An 18,664-nucleotide genomic window follows, 5' to 3' on the forward strand; every position below is an offset into this window, starting at 1 on the left:
GTTCGGCAATACGGCGCTGACCGTATTGTCGAACACGCTTTATTTATAAGCATCTTTTTGCAATTGATAAAGCTCACGGTAAGTCTGATCAGACTGTAACAACTGGGCGTGCGGTGCAAAACCAGCAATAGTACCATTTTTCAAAAACAAGACCCGACCGGCTAAATGCACGGCTGACATTCGGTGCGTCACAAATAAGATCGTCTGCCCCGTGTCGGCTGCTAGAAATTCTTGATACATTTGTTGTTCACTGCGCGCATCTAAGGCTGAGGTCGGTTCATCCAAAAAACATAAGCTACTGTCTTTGTATAAACACCTAGCTAAAGCGATCTTTTGCCATTGGCCCCTAGAAAGTTCAGTTCCATGATCGAACTCTTTGCTTAAATTTTGTTGCAGATCTGCTTCTAATATAGTTAGCCCAACACGCGCTAAACAGGCTTTTATCTTAGAAATCGGACCTTTTTTTAACACCGAAACATTAGTGACCACACTCAACTTAAAACGACTAAAATCCTGAAAAGCTGCACTGAGATATTTGCGATAGCTTGCACACCGATACATAGATAACGGCGTCTCATCCAATAGGATCTGACCTTTACTTGAATCATAGTAACGCAACAAGAGTTTCACTAAAGTTGATTTTCCGGAACCATTTTCACCGACGATTGCGATTTTTTCGCCTGCATTGAACTCCAAATTCAGGTCATATAATACTTCCACCTTCGAAAAAGGATACATAAACGAAACGTGCTCCAACTTGAGTTTTTTAAAATCACCTTTAAATTCTAAAGTCCCATCGGTTTGCTTTTCCTTGAATTCTAAAAAGCGCTGATATTTTTTGACCCAGAGCAACGAATCATATAACAAACTCGAGTCTTCGACCAAGCGCGTCATCCCTTCAACTAGATAAGCGATCACCGAGATATACATCAATAAGGCACCGATCCCCAGGAGTTTTTTGCTGAACTTGTCCGATAAACCACCAAAAGCCACCAGCGCTGACTGCCACTGTCATACTTAAAAAGACTAAAGCTAAAAACATCTGCTTTCGCCGGATCTGGTCAACATTTTTTTGTGATAAGTTAAATAATTTCAGATAACGTGTGATCACCGCTGAAAACATATCGAATAAACGAACTTCCTTGGCATCATCTCGCGCCAACAATAACGAACTCAAGTAATTTAATTTACGGGCATACTTGCTTCGTGTCACCATCGTTTCAAAGGCTTCCTGTTGGATCCGATACGAAACGAGCGTCTGTGGCACCAAAACGCCCAATAAAAGTAATGCGAGCCACATATTATATTTTCCTAACAACCAAAACATCCCACTTATAGTCACCACTTCACGCAAGATCGCAACTCCAAAAACGATCAAATTCACCGGACGCCAACTTGCACCCTCGTTTAATACTTCTAGATCATCAAAAAAGTCACTATCATCAAACAGCTCTAAGGAATTTAGCTGTTGCGACTTGCGCATCAAGGAGAGTTTGATAAACCCGGTCAACTTGTCTGTCAGCATCCCTTGAAAATTAGTCCCTACGACCGGCAAAACCTGCGTCAAGACCGTTGCTAGCGTCCATAAGCAAAAGAAATATCCATATGACTGTTGCGCACTCAACTGATCGACCAAGCGTTGGCCAGCCTGTACTCCTAAAACTGGCGCTAAAGCCTCTAACGGCGTCAAGGCTACCACGACTACCGAGATCAACAAAGTGGCCTTAAAGAAGATCTTATACATCTGAAATAATAACTTGAAATAATCATAAACTCGGGTCATAAGTTTTCACCTCGTATTTTTTATAGTTAGAATAATAATATCTTGCTTTGAGAAAACTGGCTCAAATCATCTCATTTGGTCTAAAATCCAACAGATTTGGTACATAAATTCCTTTAAGGCGTAAATTTAGTTTTAAATATTTCAAAAATAAGATCAAATCTTTGATACTTTTTCCTAAGAGGCATAAGATATAGACGGAGGTCTTTAAAATGAAATTAAATCACGGACTAATGCTTGGTCTCGCCTGCTTGAGCTTGGGGTTGGCGGGGACCGTTACCTATCAAGCAACAACTGATACCATCCAAGCTAACACAGTATCCACTAAAAACTTTAAACAGGTCAAACTCGGCATGAACAAGCGCCAAGTGATCGATACGCTGGGCAAACCGGCTCATGACAAATATGAAGCTAATGTTTGGACTTATCCGGTAAAAGATAAGCAAGTCTTGACCTTGATCTTTAAAAAAGACACTTTAGAAAATGTCAGCGATCATACCTTGATCAGCTCTAAAAATAGTGTTGCTAAAAAGGCGTCAGCTAAAACAAAACGCCAAAATATCAACACCGCTTTTAGTGATTATTTCAAACAAGCCCATGAATACGCCAAAGCTGGGCAAACAGAATTTTCTTGGAGCACGATGATCCAAAAAGTTACTTTTGATGGTGATGATGAGATCAAAGTCAGCACGGTGGATGGTTTTAACGACACACCCGCTACTGAAAAAAATATGATCGCTAAAAAGATCGCTGAACTCAGCAAGTCATTTCTACATCGTTACAACAAAAAAGACTTTGACCTAGAATTCTACGAAAATAAACACGAAGTCGGTAGCAATAAAAATGATTCTTTGACTAAATTCGAATGGAAAAACAATAACTAGTAAAAAGCCTGACCTTGATCATTTGATCAAAGCCAGGCTTTTTCTAGTTATGCTTAGTCTTCTTTACGGCTGTAAGTTTCAATGTCATGCAAGATAAGGTTTCTGAATTCATCTTGAGTCATTGTTTCAGTCTTTTCACTACCGTATTTACGAACAGTTACAGTGCCGTCAGCTACTTCTTGGTCACCAACAACTAAAGTATATGGTGTCTTCATCACTTGTGCTTGACGGATCTTGTAACCCATCTTTTCATTTCGGTCATCGATGCTTACACGGATCTGGTGTGCACCCAATTTTGAGATCAATTGACGCGCATAATCCAAGTGAAGTTCATTCTTAACTGGAATGATCTCAACTTGCTTTGGAGCTAACCAAGTTGGGAAAGCACCTTTGTACATTTCTGTCAAGTAAGCTGTGAAACGTTCCATCGTTGATACGATACCACGGTGGATCATAACTGGACGGTGTTCTTCACCATCAGCCCCTGTGTACTTGAGGTCGAAACGTTCTGGTAACAAGAAGTCCAATTGGATCGTGGAAAGTGTTTCTTCCCCACCAAGAGCTGTCTTAGTTTGAACGTCTAATTTAGGACCGTAGAAAGCAGCTTCGCCTTCAGCTTCAAAGTAATCTAAGCCAAGATCATCCATAGCTGCTTTGAGCATGCGTTGGGATTTTTCCCACATTTCATCATCATCGTAGTACTTATGTGTGTTTTCAGGATCACGGTAGCTCAAACGGAAACGGTAGTCCTTGATGTCAAAGTCATTGTAAACATCGACCATCAATTGAAGTGTCCGCTTGAATTCTTCTTCGATCTGATCTGGCGCTACGAAAGTATGACCATCATTCAATGTCATTTCACGTACCCGAGAAAGACCTGTCAAAGCACCGGATTTTTCGTAACGGTGCATCATCCCAAGTTCAGCGATACGCAATGGAAGATCACGGTATGAACGGATATGGTGGTTGTAAACTTGAATGTGGGATGGGCAGTTCATCGGACGCAATTCAAGTAATTCACCATCACCCATATCCATTGGTGGGAACATGTCTTCGCGATAGTGATCCCAGTGACCTGATTGTTTGTAAAGATCAACGTTAGCTAAAATTGGTGTGTAAACATGTTCGTAGCCACGAGCAACTTCTTTGTCGATGATATAGCGTTCGATCGTCCGACGGATCGTTGCCCCATTTGGCATCCAGTATGGGAGACCAGCCCCAACTTTAGGATCAACAAAGAAGAGGTCTAAATTGTTACCGATCACACGGTGGTCACGTTCACGTGCTTCTTGACGACGTTGTAATTCAGCCTCAAGGTCTTTTTGCTTGTAAAAGGCTGTTCCGTAGATACGTTGTAACATTGGGTTGCTTGAAGCACCTTTCCAGTAAGCACCAGCCACTGAAAGCAATTGGAACACTTTGATCGCACCAGTTGAAGCTAATTGTGGTCCAAATGAGAAATCATTGAAATCACCTAACTTGTGAGCTACGACTTTACCTGCGTTATCGGCAGCGATCTCTTTGACTAATTCAGTTTGGTATTGATCACCGGCAACTAATTGCAAAGCTTCTTCTTCCGTATATTCAACACGTTCGATCGGTAAGTTTTGCTTGATGATCTCTTGCATCTTTTGTTCGATCTTTTCAAAATCAGCTTCGGCCACTTGACCAGCTGCATTGTCTGTATCAAAGAAGAAGCCATGTTCTAAAGCTTCACCTTGACCAAACTTCATTTCTGGATAAAGGCTATGCAAAGCACTAGCTAAAACATTAGCTGCTGTTTGCCATAACACGTTCATCCCTTCATCAGAATCTTTAGTGATGATCTCGATCGTACCATCTTCATTTAAAGGTTCGTTGTAATCCACTAATTTACCGTTAAATTTACCTGCAACAGACTTCTTAGCTAAGCTGATACTGATAGACTTTGCGATATCTTGTGTTGTTGTTCCAGCTGCAAATTGTTTTACAGCACCATCTGGAAACTTAACATTGATCTCTGACATTATATGTTCCTCCTTGATTTTTACCAAGACATAAAAGACGCCCCTAGTGCTACATTTAACACTAGGGGCGTCTTTAACGCGGTTCCACCCAATTTCAAGGTCAGTTGACCCTCTCTTGATCGTCGATAACGGAAACGAGCCGTCCTACCTTTGCAGTAGGCTATCGTGATAAAAGTGGTAAGCTCCTCTTTAAGAGACTTGCAGTCAAAGGCCTCTTTCCCTGAATTGATTTGCCGTTTGTCTTTTACTTAATGTAATTTCTATTTAAGCACGAAACTTCTTTAATTTCAAGTCATTATTCCGGATTTCGGCGATTTTTTCCTACAACATGATACTCATCAGCCAAAAATTTGATCCGTTCCATGATGCGTTTGGCCTTCAAAGGCTCTGCTTCGCCCCGGTTGTTGACAGTCAAATATTGTTGCTCTAGTTGTTCTAACGAAAGATTCGAGCTAAAAAATGTCGGTAATTCTTCTTGCATCCGATATTGCAAAATAACACCTAAAACATCATCTCTAAGCCAGCTACTCAAAGAATCAGCTCCGATATCATCAATCATCAAAACTTGAGCTTTTTTCAAATTATCGATATATTCATTTGTCTGATTTTTACCAATCGAGCCCTTGATCTCAACCGCAAATGATGGAAAATGCACCAGTGTCGTCTGGTAACCTCGCTTAGCTAGATCATTAGCGATCGCCGCCAAAAGATAGGTCTTACCGACTCCAAAACTGCCTTCGAGGTATAATCCCTTATGAAAATCTTTTGGTGCTTTGGTATAACTAGTGATAAAAGATAGCGCCGCTTTTAAAGCTTCCATCCGCTCATCACTACGCTCGTAATCTTTTAATTGCGCCCGACGAACACTACGCGGTAAATTGATCGTCTTGACACGAGCTTCTAGGGCTTTTTGTTCACGTTTAGCTTTTAATTCTGCGGTCGGCACATACACGACTTCGATCCGATGATTGCTGATCGCAAGTGTCGGTAGGTATCCGGGTGCAAAGGTCTGTTTTCCTTGAGCTAGCTGTTTTTTTAGCGTTACGAATTCATATAACTTGCTGGCACTTTTCATCACATCAGCTTCCGTCAGGACTTGACTGTTTTCCGCTAAAAAAGTCCGCACTTCATCATCTTGTAAGATCTCAGCGATCAGTTCTTGATAACGCTGGTTCCAATTGTTTTTTTGCATCCGCTCCGTCAAGTTTTTCCCTAGATCTTCCATCCTAGCCACCTGCCTTTCTATTCACTTTGTTCCAATTGAGCTAACAATTCATCGATCTCAGCATTCAAGGCCTGTTTATCCTCTTTAGCCGGTTTAGATACAGCTTTATTTTCTTTTGTCTTAGCCCAGTCCGGCAAAGTCTCTTTTTGCACGACTTGTTGCTTACGCCCATAATATTGCTTTTGTTTCTGCTTTTCTCGTGCTTTTTGGTTAGCCTCGCGCATATAAAGCATGGCTTCTTCTGGGGTCTGGATCTTCTTTTCAGCCAACTTAGCTGCAGCTTTGGTAAAGCGATTAGCGACTTTATCTTCCAGCATCGTATTATTTTGCGCGATCAAATAATAGTGCAGGAGCACATTGATCACCGCATTAGGTAAAACTTGCTTTTCAACTAGATTTTTGACCGTATAACGCTCTAAATTCGTCACAAAACTGTGCTTTTGCCGTTTGAGTTCTTCGATGAATTCCAAAGGTAGATATTGTTTTGAAACGGCGATCAGCGCTAGATCAGTTTGCGTCAATTCCGCACTCACCGCCGGATCAACTGGTTCAGTCACTTTCGACTCTTTAGGTGTTATCTCTTTGAATTGCCGATCAAATTGCTGTGTGGCTAATTTTTTGACGAGCTCAAGATCGACTTTATCATCTTTGACATTTAGTGCTTGTTCGAGCAATTTGACGAGTTCTAGTTCATCTAGACCATACAACAAAGAGATCGACTTTAAGGTCTCAAGTGAACGGCTGATCTCAGTTGCGGGTACAAAAGATCGGGCTAAAAGCTCTTTTAAATATTCTACATCCAGATCGACTTCGACTGAATCGACGAGATTTTTAGTCGGTTTAGGTATCGCTTTTACCTGTGAATTTTTGAGTAATGCATCTTTTTTCACCGTAAAAACATCTAGTAGCGACTTGGTGATCTCTTTGGCATTAGCATACGTGAGATCTGGTTTGACAAATTCTTGTTTTAACTCATCATATTGGGTCTGTCCCAATGAATCGGCTAAAAGCATGCTCAAGAGATCATCTTTAAAGAAAGCCTCAGCACTCAAAGGAGCTTGTAACTCATAGATAAACACTTGACCAAGTTCATCTTTTTGCACGAATGTCTTCAATAACCCGAGGGCCTCTAATCTGATCCGCGCTTCGTAAAAGTCGCGCAAACCTAAACTCAAAATATCCAATAACTCTTTATGCATCCGGCGGGCTAACAGGTCTGGTGTTTGAGCCACTTTAGTCGCTAATAGTGAATAAACACCATAAGCATTGACCCCCATCAACGGTTGGTAGAGCTTTAAAATGACTTTGAACTCTGTCGAACCGATATGGGCTTTAGTATTGACGACGTAACCATCCTTAGGCGACATCTGCCTTAATCCTTCACTCATCGCCTAACATCCCCCAACTACTTATTTTTTTCGTTGTCACGTGCCATCAAGTCTTGCAATTCCTTCGCAAAAGATGCCATATCTTTAAATTCACGATAGACGCTCGCAAATCTGATATAGGCGATATCATCGACATTTGCTAAGATCTCCATCACATATTCACCGATCAATTGACTCGAAACTTCATTCCCGCCGACTGCCCGGATCTTTGTTTCGACTTGATCGACGATATTTTGGATCTCATCCATCGCGACGGGCCGTTTTTCAGCCGCTCGCATGACACCCCGCAAGACTTTTTCACGATTAAATTCTTCTCTAGCACCATTTTTCTTAATAACTAAGAGTGGCGCTGCTTCTACTCTTTCAAATGTAGTAAAACGGAAACCACAATTTTCACATTCCCGCCGGCGCCGAATGGCATGTCCATTGTCGGCGGGACGGCTATCCACTACACGTGATCCATTTTGATGACAATTTGGACACTTCATAATCTTTACCTCGCTGCCTAATTTTCGATTAAATTATTTATCTTTAGCCATTTTATCACTTGCGCTTGCGTTTCTTCAACTGTTCCCGAACTATCTACTGTAATTGTGGCCAAATTTCGCCTTTTTTCAGCCGACATCTGACTAGCGATCCGCTCAAGTGCCGCCTCCTCACTCAAATGATCGCGTTCTATGATCCGTTTTAGCTGAAGTGCTTTAGGAACTTCAACATTGATAACTGCATCACAATGATCTGCATAACCATTTTCAAATAATAAGGCAGCATCGATCACAACTACTTTATCGCCCTTTTGCTCAGCTAAAGCTAGCTGTTTTTCATATTCAGCTCTGATCAATGGCTGCATGATCTGGTTTAATTGAGCTAATTTCTTAGGATCATTGAAGACGATCTTGCCGAGTTTAGCCCGATCTAAAGTCTGATCAGCTTGGATGATCTGAGATCCAAATGTTTTTTTTAATTTAGCTAAACCAAGGGTCGCTGGTTCAACGACTTGGCGGGCGATCACATCAGCATCGAGGATCTTAAAATCTAATGTTTGTAAAAAATTACTGATCGTCGTTTTGCCCATCCCGATCCCACCAGTCAAGCCTAGAATATATGTCATTTTACCACCTGCTGACAATGCGGACAAAAATGCGTGCCCCGTTGTCCCACTACGATCTTTTGGATCTTTGTTCCACAACGTTTACATGGCTCATCGGTCCGGCCATAAACATCTAGTTCGAACTGAAAAGCGCCTGTTTTTTGGAAAGCATCCGTGTAACTTCTGATCGTTGTGCCACCTGCTTTGATCGCCTTAGCTAATTCAGTGATGATATTATCATGCAGTATCGTTGCTTGGTCTAAAGTCAATTTTTGACATGACGTCTCAGGATGGATCTTACTTTGCCACAACACCTCATCAACATAGATATTACCTAGACCCGTGACCAAGGTCTGGTCGAGTAAGGCGGTCTTGATATTTTTCTTCTTTTTTTGTAGCTTTTGATAAAAGTCAGCCACTTTAAAAGTTTCAGCCACTGGCTCTGGTCCTAATTTGGCTAACCCAGGCAATTTTTCTTCACTACCCGTTTGAACTAATTGCATTCGCCCAAATTTACGGACATCGTTATAGCGCAATTGCCGGCCATCGGCTAGATCAAAGATGACATGCGTATGTTTATCGACTGGATCAGTCGCTTCTTTGACATAAAACTTACCCTCCATGCGCAAATGGGAGACAACGGTAAGGCCATTTGTAAACCTAAAGAGCAAATACTTGCCCCGACGTTCGATCTTTTCAAGTGTTTGCTCTGTTAATTTAGCTTTAAAATCGTCAGCATCACCAACGATCATCTTAGGATATAAAACTTCGACTCGCGCGATCTTTTGACCTAAAACTAATTTTTGCAAACCGCGACGGACAGTTTCTACTTCTGGTAACTCTGGCATTTTTTCACCTCATCTTATACTATTTAGTCTCAAACCACGTCTTACCACTAGCGCTTTCGACCTTTAATGGGACCGACAGCTCAACAGCTGAATCCATGATCTTTGGCACTAACTCTTTTAATTTAGGGATCTCTGCTTTCGGTGCTTCAAAGATCAACTCATCGTGCACTTGTAACAACATTTTGGCTTCTAAGCCCGCATCTTTTAAGGCTTGTTGCATATTGATCATTGCAACTTTGATGATATCAGCTGCACTCCCTTGGATCGGAGTATTCATCGCTGTCCGTTCCGCAAATGAGCGCAAGTTGTAATTTTTGCTCTTGATATCTGGCAAGTACCGTCGGCGATGGAAAAGTGTTTCAACGTAGCCTTTTTGACGCGCACTCTCAATGATATCTTGCATGTATTGATGGACTCCAGGAAATGAAGCTAGATACGTCTCCATAAATTCTTTGGCTTGTTTACGCGTACTTCCGATGCTTTGAGCCAAACCAAAATCACTGATCCCATAAACGATCCCAAAGTTGACCGCTTTAGCTTGCCGACGCATGTTAGCCGTAACTTCACTTGGATCATCTAGTCCAAAAATACGCATCGCAGTATTAGCATGAATATCAAAATCATCCTTGAAAGCTTGTTGCATATGCGGATCCTTTGAAATATGGGCTAAGACCCGTAACTCGATCTGCGAATAGTCAGAAGCAAAGATCTCCCAATCTGGATGACTTGGTACAAAAGCTTGCCGGATCTTACGGCCCTCTTCTAACCGGACCGGGATATTTTGCAAGTTAGGATCGACTGACGATAAACGTCCGGTTGCCGTCAAAGTTTGGGTATACCGCGTGTGGACCTTACCATCAGCTGCGATAACTTTCAATAGGCCTTCAACATAGGTCGATTGTAATTTAGCTAATTGGCGGTAAGCTAAAATATTATCGATGATCGGTGACATCCCACGTAATTTTTCTAAGACATCGACAGCTGTTGAGTAGCCCGTTTTAGTCTTTTTGACGACTGGTAATTTTAATTTTTCAAACAAGATCACCCCAAGTTGCTTAGGTGAATTGATGTTGAATTTCTCACCCGCTTCGTTATAGATCTGTTGTTCTAACTCACTCAAGCGTTCCTTAAATTCACTTTGCATGATATCTAAACGTTCACGGTCGACTTTGATCCCGGAGATCTCCATCTGTGCTAAAACTAATGAAAGTGGACGTTCGATCTCAAAATAAAGATCTTCTTGCTCATTTTCAGCTAGTTCTTTCATCAACTTATCTTCTAGGTCTGAGATGGCCTTGAGTTTATGTGCTAAATGTTCAAAGTATAGCGCATCATCAGCTGGAACTTTGCGCTTAGCCCCTTTTCCATAGACTTCTTCATCGGTCTCAACATCAAAGTAATCATGTCGCTTGGCTAAATTACCTAGATCATTGCTGTTATCACTTGTATTTAACAAATATGAGACTAAAAGTAAGTCAAAATTGATATTTTTTAGTTCGATACCTAAGCGTTCTAAGGCTACATAGGTCTGTTTGCCATCAAAAACATCAACTTCGAGCGCAGGATCTTCCAATAATTGCTTTAGCTTAGGTAATTTCAAAAGCTCAACATCTCTAGCTGCATAATATCGGTCATCGATCTTAAGTCCAAAGCCCCAAAAGTCAGCTGTATGATAATTATCATTACTTAGTTCAAGGTAAAAGCTGATATCTGAATCTTTATCATAGTCCAGCTTTTCGACCTTAGCAGCATCCAAAGGTTCGACCTTTAATTTACTCAAAGTAGGCTCTGCACTGACATCGGCGGTTGAACTAGCTTGTAATTGAGCGATAAAACTCTTAAAATCCATCTCTTCAAAGAACTTGAGCAGATCTTCTTTTTTAGCTCCTGGCCACGCTGTCTGAGCTAAAGTTAGGTCTACTGGAGCATCTTTTCTGATCGTCGCCAGATCTTTACATTGAAATGCGATCTCTTTATCATTGATCAAGTTTTCCTTTAACTTAGACTTTTTCATCGCTTCAATGTTTTCATAGATCCCTTCGATCGTATCGTATTGTTTTAAAAGCTTGAGCGCGGTCTTTTCACCGACTTTAGTCACCCCAGGGTAGTTATCTGAACTATCACCCGTCAAGCCTTTCATATCAACGATCTGTGCTGGTTGCAAGCCGTATTTTTCGATCACATGAGCTGGCGTATACTCTTCGATCTCAGTTACCCCTTTGATCGTCACCGCAACAGTCGTCTTATCAGTCGTCAATTGGGTCAGATCTCGGTCCCCCGTTACGATCGTGACTTGATAGCCCGCTTTTTCAGCTTGAGCGGCCATCGTCCCGATAATATCGTCGGCTTCATATTCGGGTAATTCATAGTGTTTGATCCCATAAGCATCGAGCAATTCTCTGATGTAAGGAAACTGTTCTGACAATTCAGTCGGGGTCTTGGAACGCCCGCCTTTGTAATCAGCATAAGCTTTCGTTCTAAAAGTCACTTTACCTGCATCAAAAGCAACTAAGACATTACTCGGTAAAACATCGCCTAAGATCTTGTCTAACATCAATTTAAAGCCATAGATCGCATTCGTATGCAGCCCAGCATGATTGACAAAGCGCTCTAATTGGTTGTGGAGCGCAAAGAAGGCTCTGAAAGCCACACTATTGCCATCCACTAATAACATTTTCTTATCTTCTGCCATATCGATCCGTCCTCTTATCTAGTTTCTTTTATTTTAACAAATTTTTCGTAGAAATTAAAAAAGCCTCTCCGAAAAGTCGAAGAGACTCGTTTGACTAGTCGCGGTCGCCACCAGCACCGGTAAAGATATTCAACAAGAAGATAAAGATGTTGATAAAATCTAAGTAGAGCTGTAAAGCACCCATCAAGGCCAAATTATTAACATTTACTTGTGAACCCATTTGAAGATACATTTGACGTAAACGTTGAGTATCCCAAGCTGTCAAACCGGCAAAGATCACTAAGCCGATAAAGGAAAAGACATAAGTGATCATTGGGCTTTGCAAGAACATGTTGATCAACGATACGATGATAAACGCGATCAAAGCTGCACGAGCTTGGCGGCCGATCCCTGAGAGATCTTTTTTAGTTGTTGATCCCATAAAGGATAAAACGGCAAACATCACAAAGGCGGAAACAAAAGCACTCGTAATGTTTTGGGCCGTGTAAACGATGAAGATCCCACTAAAGAGCAGACCTTCCAACCCGGCAAAGACAAACAAACCTAAGGCACTGACTAATGGTGAGCGTTGTGACTTAAGCGATGACATGGAGTAAGCCAAAACTAATTGGACCCCAAAGACCGCAAATAAGGCGATCGGATTACTCATAAACCGGATCACAGTCGGACTAAACGAACCCAAGAAAGCCGTTAACGCCGAAACTGCCACTGCAGCACTCATATACCCATACATCTTAGTAAAGAAACTGTTCAAGCCAGCATTACTATTACCGTAAACTTCGGGATTGTTATTCATAAAATTCTCCTTCTTTCAATTATCTAACTAATTATAAATGTAGCTAATCTTGCTGACGCGGAGGCCGAGCCATGACAACTGAATCTAAAACGCGTTCATTTTGACGGTTATTACCCTCAACTGAGATCATCACAACTTCTTTCATCGTATCAACTTTGATCACTTCAAAACTGAATGTGACGATCTCATCATGATAGACTGGCCGAATGAAGTTAGCTGAAAAATTCACTACTTCACTCCCAGGTCCAGGTAATAATTTTGAAACTGAGCTCGTAATGATCCCACTCAACAACACTGGGGGCACAACTGGACCAGCGTACCCTAATTTTTGTGCATATTCATTTTGAATATACAGTGGGTTATTATCGTTAGTCAGTCCCAAATAGATCAACAGATCTCGTTCTGAGATACTTTCCGTTACAGTCAATGAATCGCCTTCTTTGATCTCAGCGATCGTTTTGCCCTGCCGATGCACATCATCAGGCATATAGCTTCACCTTCCTCTAAGTGGTCTGCCTTAATGATAGCATACCACTTCTTTTTGCTCAATCGTTAGGTCTGGATCAAAGTACCTAGATTTAAGGATAATTGTTGTTCCAACGCATTGTATTGGGTACAATGTAATAAAAATTTAAAAAATTGGAGTGGTTAACTGTTACCAAAAACATAGAATAATGTAGAAAAATTTGTTATAACAAACCATGGAAAGAAGTAAAAGTGGGTGGTTATTATGACAATGTTAAAGCCGAAAGAAATGGCTGAACGTTTAGGTGTTACAGTCAGAACTTTGCAAATTTGGGATAGTAAAGGTGTGTTAAAAGCATATCGGACTCCCACCAATCGAAGATATTATACTGAAGAACAATATTTAAACTATATTGGTAAATCAGAGTCCAACAAGCGCAAAGTAGTCGCCTATGCTAGAGTATCAACAAATAGTCAAAGAGATGATTTAAAAAATCAAATTGACTTTATTAGGCAATACGTTAACGCTAAAGGCATCATTTTAGATGAAACAATTACTGATGTTGGCAGTGGGCTTAACTACAATCGAAAAAAGTGGAATAAATTGCTAGAAGAAGTAATGAATAATCAGATTGATACGATTTACATTACTTATAAAGATAGATTTATTCGTTTTGGTTATGAGTGGTTTGAACGATTATGTAAAATACATAATACTAAGATTGTGGTATTGAATAATGTTAAAACTAGTCCAACGCAAGAAATGATTGATGATATGTTGAGTATTGTACACGTATTTTCCTGTCGTTTATATGGTTTACGTAAATATAAGCATAAACTAGAAAACGACAGATCTTTGAAAGGTGGTGAAAATAATGGTGTTAAGAACCCAAAAAGTTAGACTTTATCCAAATAAAACCATGCAGAAAGTCTTAGATGACTTGTGTGATTATCGCAGATATTGCTGGAATGCTGGTTTGGCTTTATGGAATGATATGTATGAAGAAGCATTGATCTTAGATGATAAGCGCCTCAGACCAAATGAATACAAGGTTCGCAACGAGTTAGTGGCTAATAAAGCTGATTGGCAATATCGTTTTTCAGCCCGTTGCTTACAACTAGCAATTAGCGACTTAAATAAAGCGTGGAAGAACTTTTTTGATAAGGCACAAGTTGATTGGGGTAAACCACGTTTTAAATCAAAGAAAGCCACTAGACAGGGTTTTAAAACTGACCGTGCCAAGATTATTAAGGGTAAGTTGCGCTTGGATAAACCACATGGAATTAAGAATTGGTATGACATTCGCATGAGTGGCGCTAAGTTGTTAACTGGTGAATTAAAAGTTGTTTCAATTTACCGTGAAAATGGTAAATATTGGGCAAGTTTACCTTTTGAAGTCAATATTGAAACAAAGCCTAAAACTGACCATGTAACAGCTATTGATGTCAATGTCGGGCACATTAACTATACGGAAGGTAAGATCAACACTTTACCAGATGACCTAAAACATTTATATAAGCGTATCAAGCATTATCAACGCACGTTAGCTAGAAAGCGTGTTGTAAATGGGAAACGAGCTACTAAAAGTAATGATTATGTTAAGACGAGAGCCAAGTTGCAACGTGATTATCGCAAAGTAGCTAATATCCAACATGATATTATGCAGAAGTTTACAACTCAATTAGTTGAAGAATACGACAAGATCGTAATTGAAGATTTGGCGGTTAAAGAAATGCAGATGACTCATGTTGCTTCCAAGGGGCTACAGCGTTCAATGTTTGGTCATTTCAGACAGATACTGGGTTATAAGTGCGATTGGAACGGTAAGAAACTTATCTTAGCTGATAAGTATTATCCAAGCACCCAACGCTGTTCTAAGTGTGGTCATATTAAGACTGGTGCAGATAAAGTCGGACTTAACGGTAACCTAAAGCATGGAACTAAGCATAACGAATATATCTGTTATGAATGCGGAAGTGTTATGGACCGAGATGAAAATGCGGTTTACAATCTTTTGGCTTTAATTAATTAAAAAAATACAGGGGTGGGCTACACCCTTAAACTGTAAGAGTTAGTCACTGTCATTACCCTCTCGTTAGGATATGGGAATACTAATGTTGACGGCAGTAAATAAAATTAGGAAAGGAAAAACTATATAATTCTTTCTAACAATGTAGAAGAATGTACTTAAACTTCTATATTGTTCTACATTTTATATAGCAGTGATATGATGCGTTTGAAACGCGATTTTAGCTTACATTGGAAAAATTATTTGATCCTCTTTTTAGTGGTCGAACTTTCACTTGAGGTCGGGGTTATCCCTCTCTTTAATACGTGGACTTCGCTACTATTGAATTTAGGTGCGATCCCCTATTTATCTTATACTAATGCTCTTTCACCCGTTACGAGCCATCCCTATATCGCTTTAGGCTTGCTATTGAAATTGATCATTTTGATCATCTGTGTTTTTGGGCAATTCGCGCTCATCTTAAACGGTGTTGTTCGGATCAGGCAAGATGAATTCAGCTTTCGGACGATCCTCAAAGACACTGCCCGGCAACTACGCCAACTCGACCCACTCGAGATCTGCTTTTTTGCTGGCTATTTCTTATTGATCGTACCTTTTAGTGGGATCTTCTTTAATTCACCGCTTTTGAGTAAAGTGGTCATTCCTGAATTTATCTTGGATTTTCTCCTACAAAAACCACTTTATGCAACTTTGATCGGTATTTTTTATTTAGCGATCTTTATTTTGAGCATCCGCTTGCTCTTTGTGTTACCCCTGATGCTTTTTGAAAAGCTCAAGATCAAAGCAGCACTCGCTCAAAGTTGGCAACTGACGAAAAATAAATTTTGGGTCTATACGTTAAAATTACTAAAGATCTCACTTATTGCGCTCATCGCTAACTTGAGTCTGATCGGTATTTTATACGCGATCCAGCTTGGACTCGACCAGACCGCTCCGTGGAGCGCACTTATCGGTGGCAGTATCAATGTTACCTTGCTGCAAGTCGGTTCATTTCTGATCTCGGTCTGGGCTAGTGTTGCCCTGTTGCAACTCATTTTACCAGCTGACGTTACTTTAGCGACCTATAAGAGTACTAAAAAAAGTTGGCTCAGCAAGGTAGCTAAGCCATTATTTGCTTTATTTGCACTTGGAGCCCTATTAGGTAATGGGGTCTATTTAGTTCATTTAGGCCAAACACCATTGATCATCTCACACCGGGGCGTCGATGCGCAAAATGGTGTCCAAAATACGCTCCCTGCTCTACGTAAGACCGCTCAAGCCAGACCCGATTACATCGAGATCGATATTCAAGAAACTAAAGATCATAAATTCGTCGTCATGCACGATGAAAATCTAAAACAACTCGCCAAGCTTGATGCCAGTCCCCAAGAATTGACACTCGCACAACTGACAGCTTTGACCGTACACGAAAATGGTCATCAAGCTAAGATCCCTAGTTTTGATGAGTATCTGAATGTTGCCAAACAATATGATCAAAAGCTATTAGTTGAGATCAAAACAACTAAACGTGATTCAAAAAATATGTTAAAGAATTTCTTTGACACGTACGAAGCTACTCTCAAACAAAATAAACATGAGTTGCAATCACTTGACTATAAAGTTATCACTAGTGCTAAAAAATATGCTCCTACGCTAAATACCTACTATATCCTACCGTATAATTTCATCTTCCCTCAAACACCAGCTAATGGGTATACGATGGAAAAGACAACTTTAAATGATTCCTTTGTCACCCAAGCCAAGCTCAGTTTCAAAAAAGTTTATTCTTGGACTGTCAATAGTGAAAACGATTTTAAAAATGCAGCCTTTTTGGATGTAGATGGGATCATCACCGATAATGTCACTAAAGCAAAACGGGTCTACCATAACTTCAATGCTAATACCAGTTATGCTAAACGTTTGCTAGACTTTATCATCCTCTTACCTGAATAATGACCTAGTGTATAAATAACAGGGGCCTCACTACGATCTGATCATAGTGAGGCCCCTGTTATTTATGCAGCACTAAGTATATTAGTTATTGTTCAAGCTAAGATTGCTCAATAATTTTTCATAAGCATATTCGTATTTTTGAATATCGCCTGCACCCATGAAGACAACAACATCATCATGGTAATCAAGCAATGGTGACATGTTATCTAAAGCTAAAACTTCGCCACCCTTAGTGATCTTTTCACCTAGATCTTTGGCAGAAACTTTACCGTCATGTTCACGGATCGAACTAAAGATATCCGTCAAATAGACTTTATCGGCTAGGTCTAAACTCTTAGCAAATTCATCCATCAACGCGATCGTCCGACTGAAAGTATGCGGTTGGAAGACTGCAATGATCTTCTTATCTGGATATTGTTGTCGTGCAGCATCTAGAGTCGCAGTGATCTCAGATGGATGGTGAGCATAGTCATCAATGATCACCATGTCAGCGACACGCTTTTCAGTAAACCGACGCTTAACACCCTTGAAAGTCAATAATTCTTTTTTGATCTCTTCTTGATCGACTTTTTCCATGTGCGAAACCGCGATCACAGCTAAAATGTTCAAGATATTGTGCTTACCAAACATTGGGATCTCATAGTTACCTAGATATTCATCGTGTAGATATACATCAAAAGTCGAACCCTTAGTTGTGCGTTTGATATTTTCAGCACGCACGTCATCGTTAGCTTCAGTCCCATAATAATATACTGGTACATCTGCTTTTAGTTTACGAAGGTATTTATCTTCACCCCAAACAAAGAGACCCTTTTTAGTTTGTTTAGCCAAAGTTTCAAAGGCATCACAAACATCTTCGATCCCGGTGAAATAATCCGGATGATCAAAGTCGATATTGGTCATGATCGTGTAATCTGGATGGTATGCCACAAAATGACGCCGATATTCATCAGCTTCAAACACAAAGAAACGTGCATCAGGAATTCCCTTACCCGAGCCATCTCCGACCAAATAACTTGTTGGTGAGACCCCACTTAAAACATGAGCCAACAAGCCTGAAGTACTCGTCTTACCATGGGCACCAGCGACCCCAATACTTGTCGTCTCTTCGATCAACATTTCAACAACTTCTGGATAACGCATGACTTTTAAGCCTAATTCGCGTGCTTTTTTGATCTCTTCTTGATCGTCACCAAAAGCATTACCCGCAACGATCGTCATCTTATCATGGATATTTTTTTCGTCAAATGGGAAAATCTCAATTCCAGCCTGTTCTAAGCCACGTTGGGTAAACGTGTATTTTTCGATATCTGAACCGGCAACTTTACAACCCTTATCATTTAAAATAAGGGCTAACGCACTCATCCCCGTCCCCTTGATGCCTACAAAAAAATATGTGGTGTCCATATTCATGGTAAATATCCTCTTTTCTTAATTAACAATTAAGCTAAGTTTACCATAGATCGCAAACCTTTTTAAAGTCATAGCCATACAAAAAAGCCGATCATAATTTTGATCAGCTTTTTTC

General features: G+C 40.4%; 14 protein-coding genes and 1 pseudogene. 4 read left to right on the top strand and 11 right to left on the bottom strand.

What is annotated here, in order from left to right; translation table 11 throughout:
* Positions 1-39: 39 nt before the first annotated feature.
* Positions 40-1,783, bottom strand: a pseudogene (locus GSR62_RS05590) (ATP-binding cassette domain-containing protein).
* A gap of 209 nt (positions 1,784-1,992) precedes the next feature.
* Here GSR62_RS05590 and GSR62_RS05595 point away from each other — a divergent pair.
* Positions 1,993-2,664 (top strand): outer membrane protein assembly factor BamE, encoded by a 672-nt coding sequence (locus GSR62_RS05595; RefSeq protein WP_066023984.1) that lies wholly within the window; start codon positions 1,993-1,995, stop codon positions 2,662-2,664.
* Between the two features lie 53 nt (positions 2,665-2,717).
* Here the strand turns inward: GSR62_RS05595 and thrS are convergent, their stop codons facing one another.
* From thrS to GSR62_RS05640, 9 genes are all read right to left on the bottom strand, one after another.
* Positions 2,718-4,670 carry a threonine--tRNA ligase gene (gene thrS / locus GSR62_RS05600; RefSeq protein WP_035448127.1) on the bottom strand — a complete coding sequence of 651 codons (1,953 nt, stop codon included), beginning with the start codon at positions 4,668-4,670 and terminating at the stop codon, positions 2,718-2,720.
* A gap of 295 nt (positions 4,671-4,965) precedes the next feature.
* Complete coding sequence (dnaI, locus tag GSR62_RS05605; RefSeq protein WP_004048069.1) at positions 4,966-5,895, bottom strand: primosomal protein DnaI; 930 nt, start codon at positions 5,893-5,895, stop codon at positions 4,966-4,968.
* A 17-nt stretch (positions 5,896-5,912) separates the two neighbouring features.
* Entirely contained in the window at positions 5,913-7,283 is a 1,371-nt protein-coding gene (locus GSR62_RS05610; protein ID WP_066023985.1) for a replication initiation and membrane attachment family protein, read from the bottom strand.
* A gap of 17 nt (positions 7,284-7,300) precedes the next feature.
* Entirely contained in the window at positions 7,301-7,771 is a 471-nt protein-coding gene (nrdR, locus tag GSR62_RS05615) for a transcriptional regulator NrdR (protein WP_004048072.1), read from the bottom strand.
* A gap of 17 nt (positions 7,772-7,788) precedes the next feature.
* The gene (gene coaE, locus GSR62_RS05620) at positions 7,789-8,394 is read right to left on the bottom strand and encodes a dephospho-CoA kinase (protein ID WP_066023986.1); all 606 of its coding nucleotides are present in this window, start codon (positions 8,392-8,394) and stop codon (positions 7,789-7,791) included.
* Complete coding sequence (mutM, locus tag GSR62_RS05625) at positions 8,391-9,221, bottom strand: DNA-formamidopyrimidine glycosylase (RefSeq protein WP_066023987.1); 831 nt, start codon at positions 9,219-9,221, stop codon at positions 8,391-8,393. Before mutM ends, coaE begins: the two co-directional genes overlap by 4 nt.
* Positions 9,222-9,240: 19 nt before the next feature.
* Positions 9,241-11,913 (bottom strand): DNA polymerase I, encoded by a 2,673-nt coding sequence (gene polA / locus GSR62_RS05630; protein WP_066023988.1) that lies wholly within the window; start codon positions 11,911-11,913, stop codon positions 9,241-9,243.
* A gap of 94 nt (positions 11,914-12,007) precedes the next feature.
* Positions 12,008-12,709, bottom strand: a complete 702-nt coding sequence (locus tag GSR62_RS05635) for a Bax inhibitor-1/YccA family protein (protein WP_035448111.1) — start codon at positions 12,707-12,709, stop codon at positions 12,008-12,010.
* A 43-nt stretch (positions 12,710-12,752) separates the two neighbouring features.
* Positions 12,753-13,196 (bottom strand): MaoC/PaaZ C-terminal domain-containing protein, encoded by a 444-nt coding sequence (locus tag GSR62_RS05640; RefSeq protein ID WP_035448109.1) that lies wholly within the window; start codon positions 13,194-13,196, stop codon positions 12,753-12,755.
* 243 nt (positions 13,197-13,439) lie between these two features.
* Between GSR62_RS05640 and GSR62_RS05645 the strand changes: the two genes are divergently transcribed.
* From GSR62_RS05645 to GSR62_RS05655, 3 genes are all read left to right on the top strand, one after another.
* A complete protein-coding gene (locus tag GSR62_RS05645; protein ID WP_066023989.1) occupies positions 13,440-14,075 on the top strand; it encodes an IS607 family transposase in 636 nt (211 codons plus the stop codon).
* Entirely contained in the window at positions 14,050-15,207 is a 1,158-nt protein-coding gene (locus GSR62_RS05650) for an RNA-guided endonuclease InsQ/TnpB family protein (protein ID WP_066023990.1), read from the top strand. The genes GSR62_RS05645 and GSR62_RS05650 overlap by 26 nt, the downstream gene beginning before the upstream one ends.
* A 198-nt stretch (positions 15,208-15,405) precedes the next feature.
* Positions 15,406-17,136 carry a glycerophosphoryl diester phosphodiesterase membrane domain-containing protein gene (locus GSR62_RS05655; RefSeq protein WP_161517659.1) on the top strand — a complete coding sequence of 577 codons (1,731 nt, stop codon included), beginning with the start codon at positions 15,406-15,408 and terminating at the stop codon, positions 17,134-17,136.
* An 81-nt stretch (positions 17,137-17,217) separates the two neighbouring features.
* On the opposite strand, the gene murC is transcribed toward GSR62_RS05655, so the two are convergent.
* A complete protein-coding gene (gene murC, locus GSR62_RS05660; RefSeq protein WP_066023992.1) occupies positions 17,218-18,549 on the bottom strand; it encodes a UDP-N-acetylmuramate--L-alanine ligase in 1,332 nt (443 codons plus the stop codon).
* Positions 18,550-18,664 lie beyond the last annotated feature (115 nt).

Source organism: Ligilactobacillus animalis, assembly GCF_009933595.1.
GTDB lineage: Bacteria > Bacillota > Bacilli > Lactobacillales > Lactobacillaceae > Ligilactobacillus > Ligilactobacillus animalis.

Coding starts and splice junctions, on each gene's coding strand:
- dnaI (WP_004048069.1), bottom strand. CDS start 5,895: ATGGAAGATCTAGGGAAAAACTTGACGGAGCGGATGCAAAAAAACAAT.
- GSR62_RS05610 (WP_066023985.1), bottom strand. CDS start 7,283: ATGAGTGAAGGATTAAGGCAGATGTCGCCTAAGGATGGTTACGTCGTC.
- GSR62_RS05640 (WP_035448109.1), bottom strand. CDS start 13,196: ATGCCTGATGATGTGCATCGGCAGGGCAAAACGATCGCTGAGATCAAA.
- GSR62_RS05655 (WP_161517659.1), top strand. CDS start 15,406: ATGCGTTTGAAACGCGATTTTAGCTTACATTGGAAAAATTATTTGATC.
- GSR62_RS05645 (WP_066023989.1), top strand. CDS start 13,440: ATGACAATGTTAAAGCCGAAAGAAATGGCTGAACGTTTAGGTGTTACA.
- GSR62_RS05635 (WP_035448111.1), bottom strand. CDS start 12,709: ATGAATAACAATCCCGAAGTTTACGGTAATAGTAATGCTGGCTTGAAC.
- GSR62_RS05650 (WP_066023990.1), top strand. CDS start 14,050: ATGGTGTTAAGAACCCAAAAAGTTAGACTTTATCCAAATAAAACCATG.
- nrdR (WP_004048072.1), bottom strand. CDS start 7,771: ATGAAGTGTCCAAATTGTCATCAAAATGGATCACGTGTAGTGGATAGC.
- polA (WP_066023988.1), bottom strand. CDS start 11,913: ATGGCAGAAGATAAGAAAATGTTATTAGTGGATGGCAATAGTGTGGCT.
- coaE (WP_066023986.1), bottom strand. CDS start 8,394: ATGACATATATTCTAGGCTTGACTGGTGGGATCGGGATGGGCAAAACG.
- thrS (WP_035448127.1), bottom strand. CDS start 4,670: ATGTCAGAGATCAATGTTAAGTTTCCAGATGGTGCTGTAAAACAATTT.
- mutM (WP_066023987.1), bottom strand. CDS start 9,221: ATGCCAGAGTTACCAGAAGTAGAAACTGTCCGTCGCGGTTTGCAAAAA.
- murC (WP_066023992.1), bottom strand. CDS start 18,549: ATGAATATGGACACCACATATTTTTTTGTAGGCATCAAGGGGACGGGG.
- GSR62_RS05595 (WP_066023984.1), top strand. CDS start 1,993: ATGAAATTAAATCACGGACTAATGCTTGGTCTCGCCTGCTTGAGCTTG.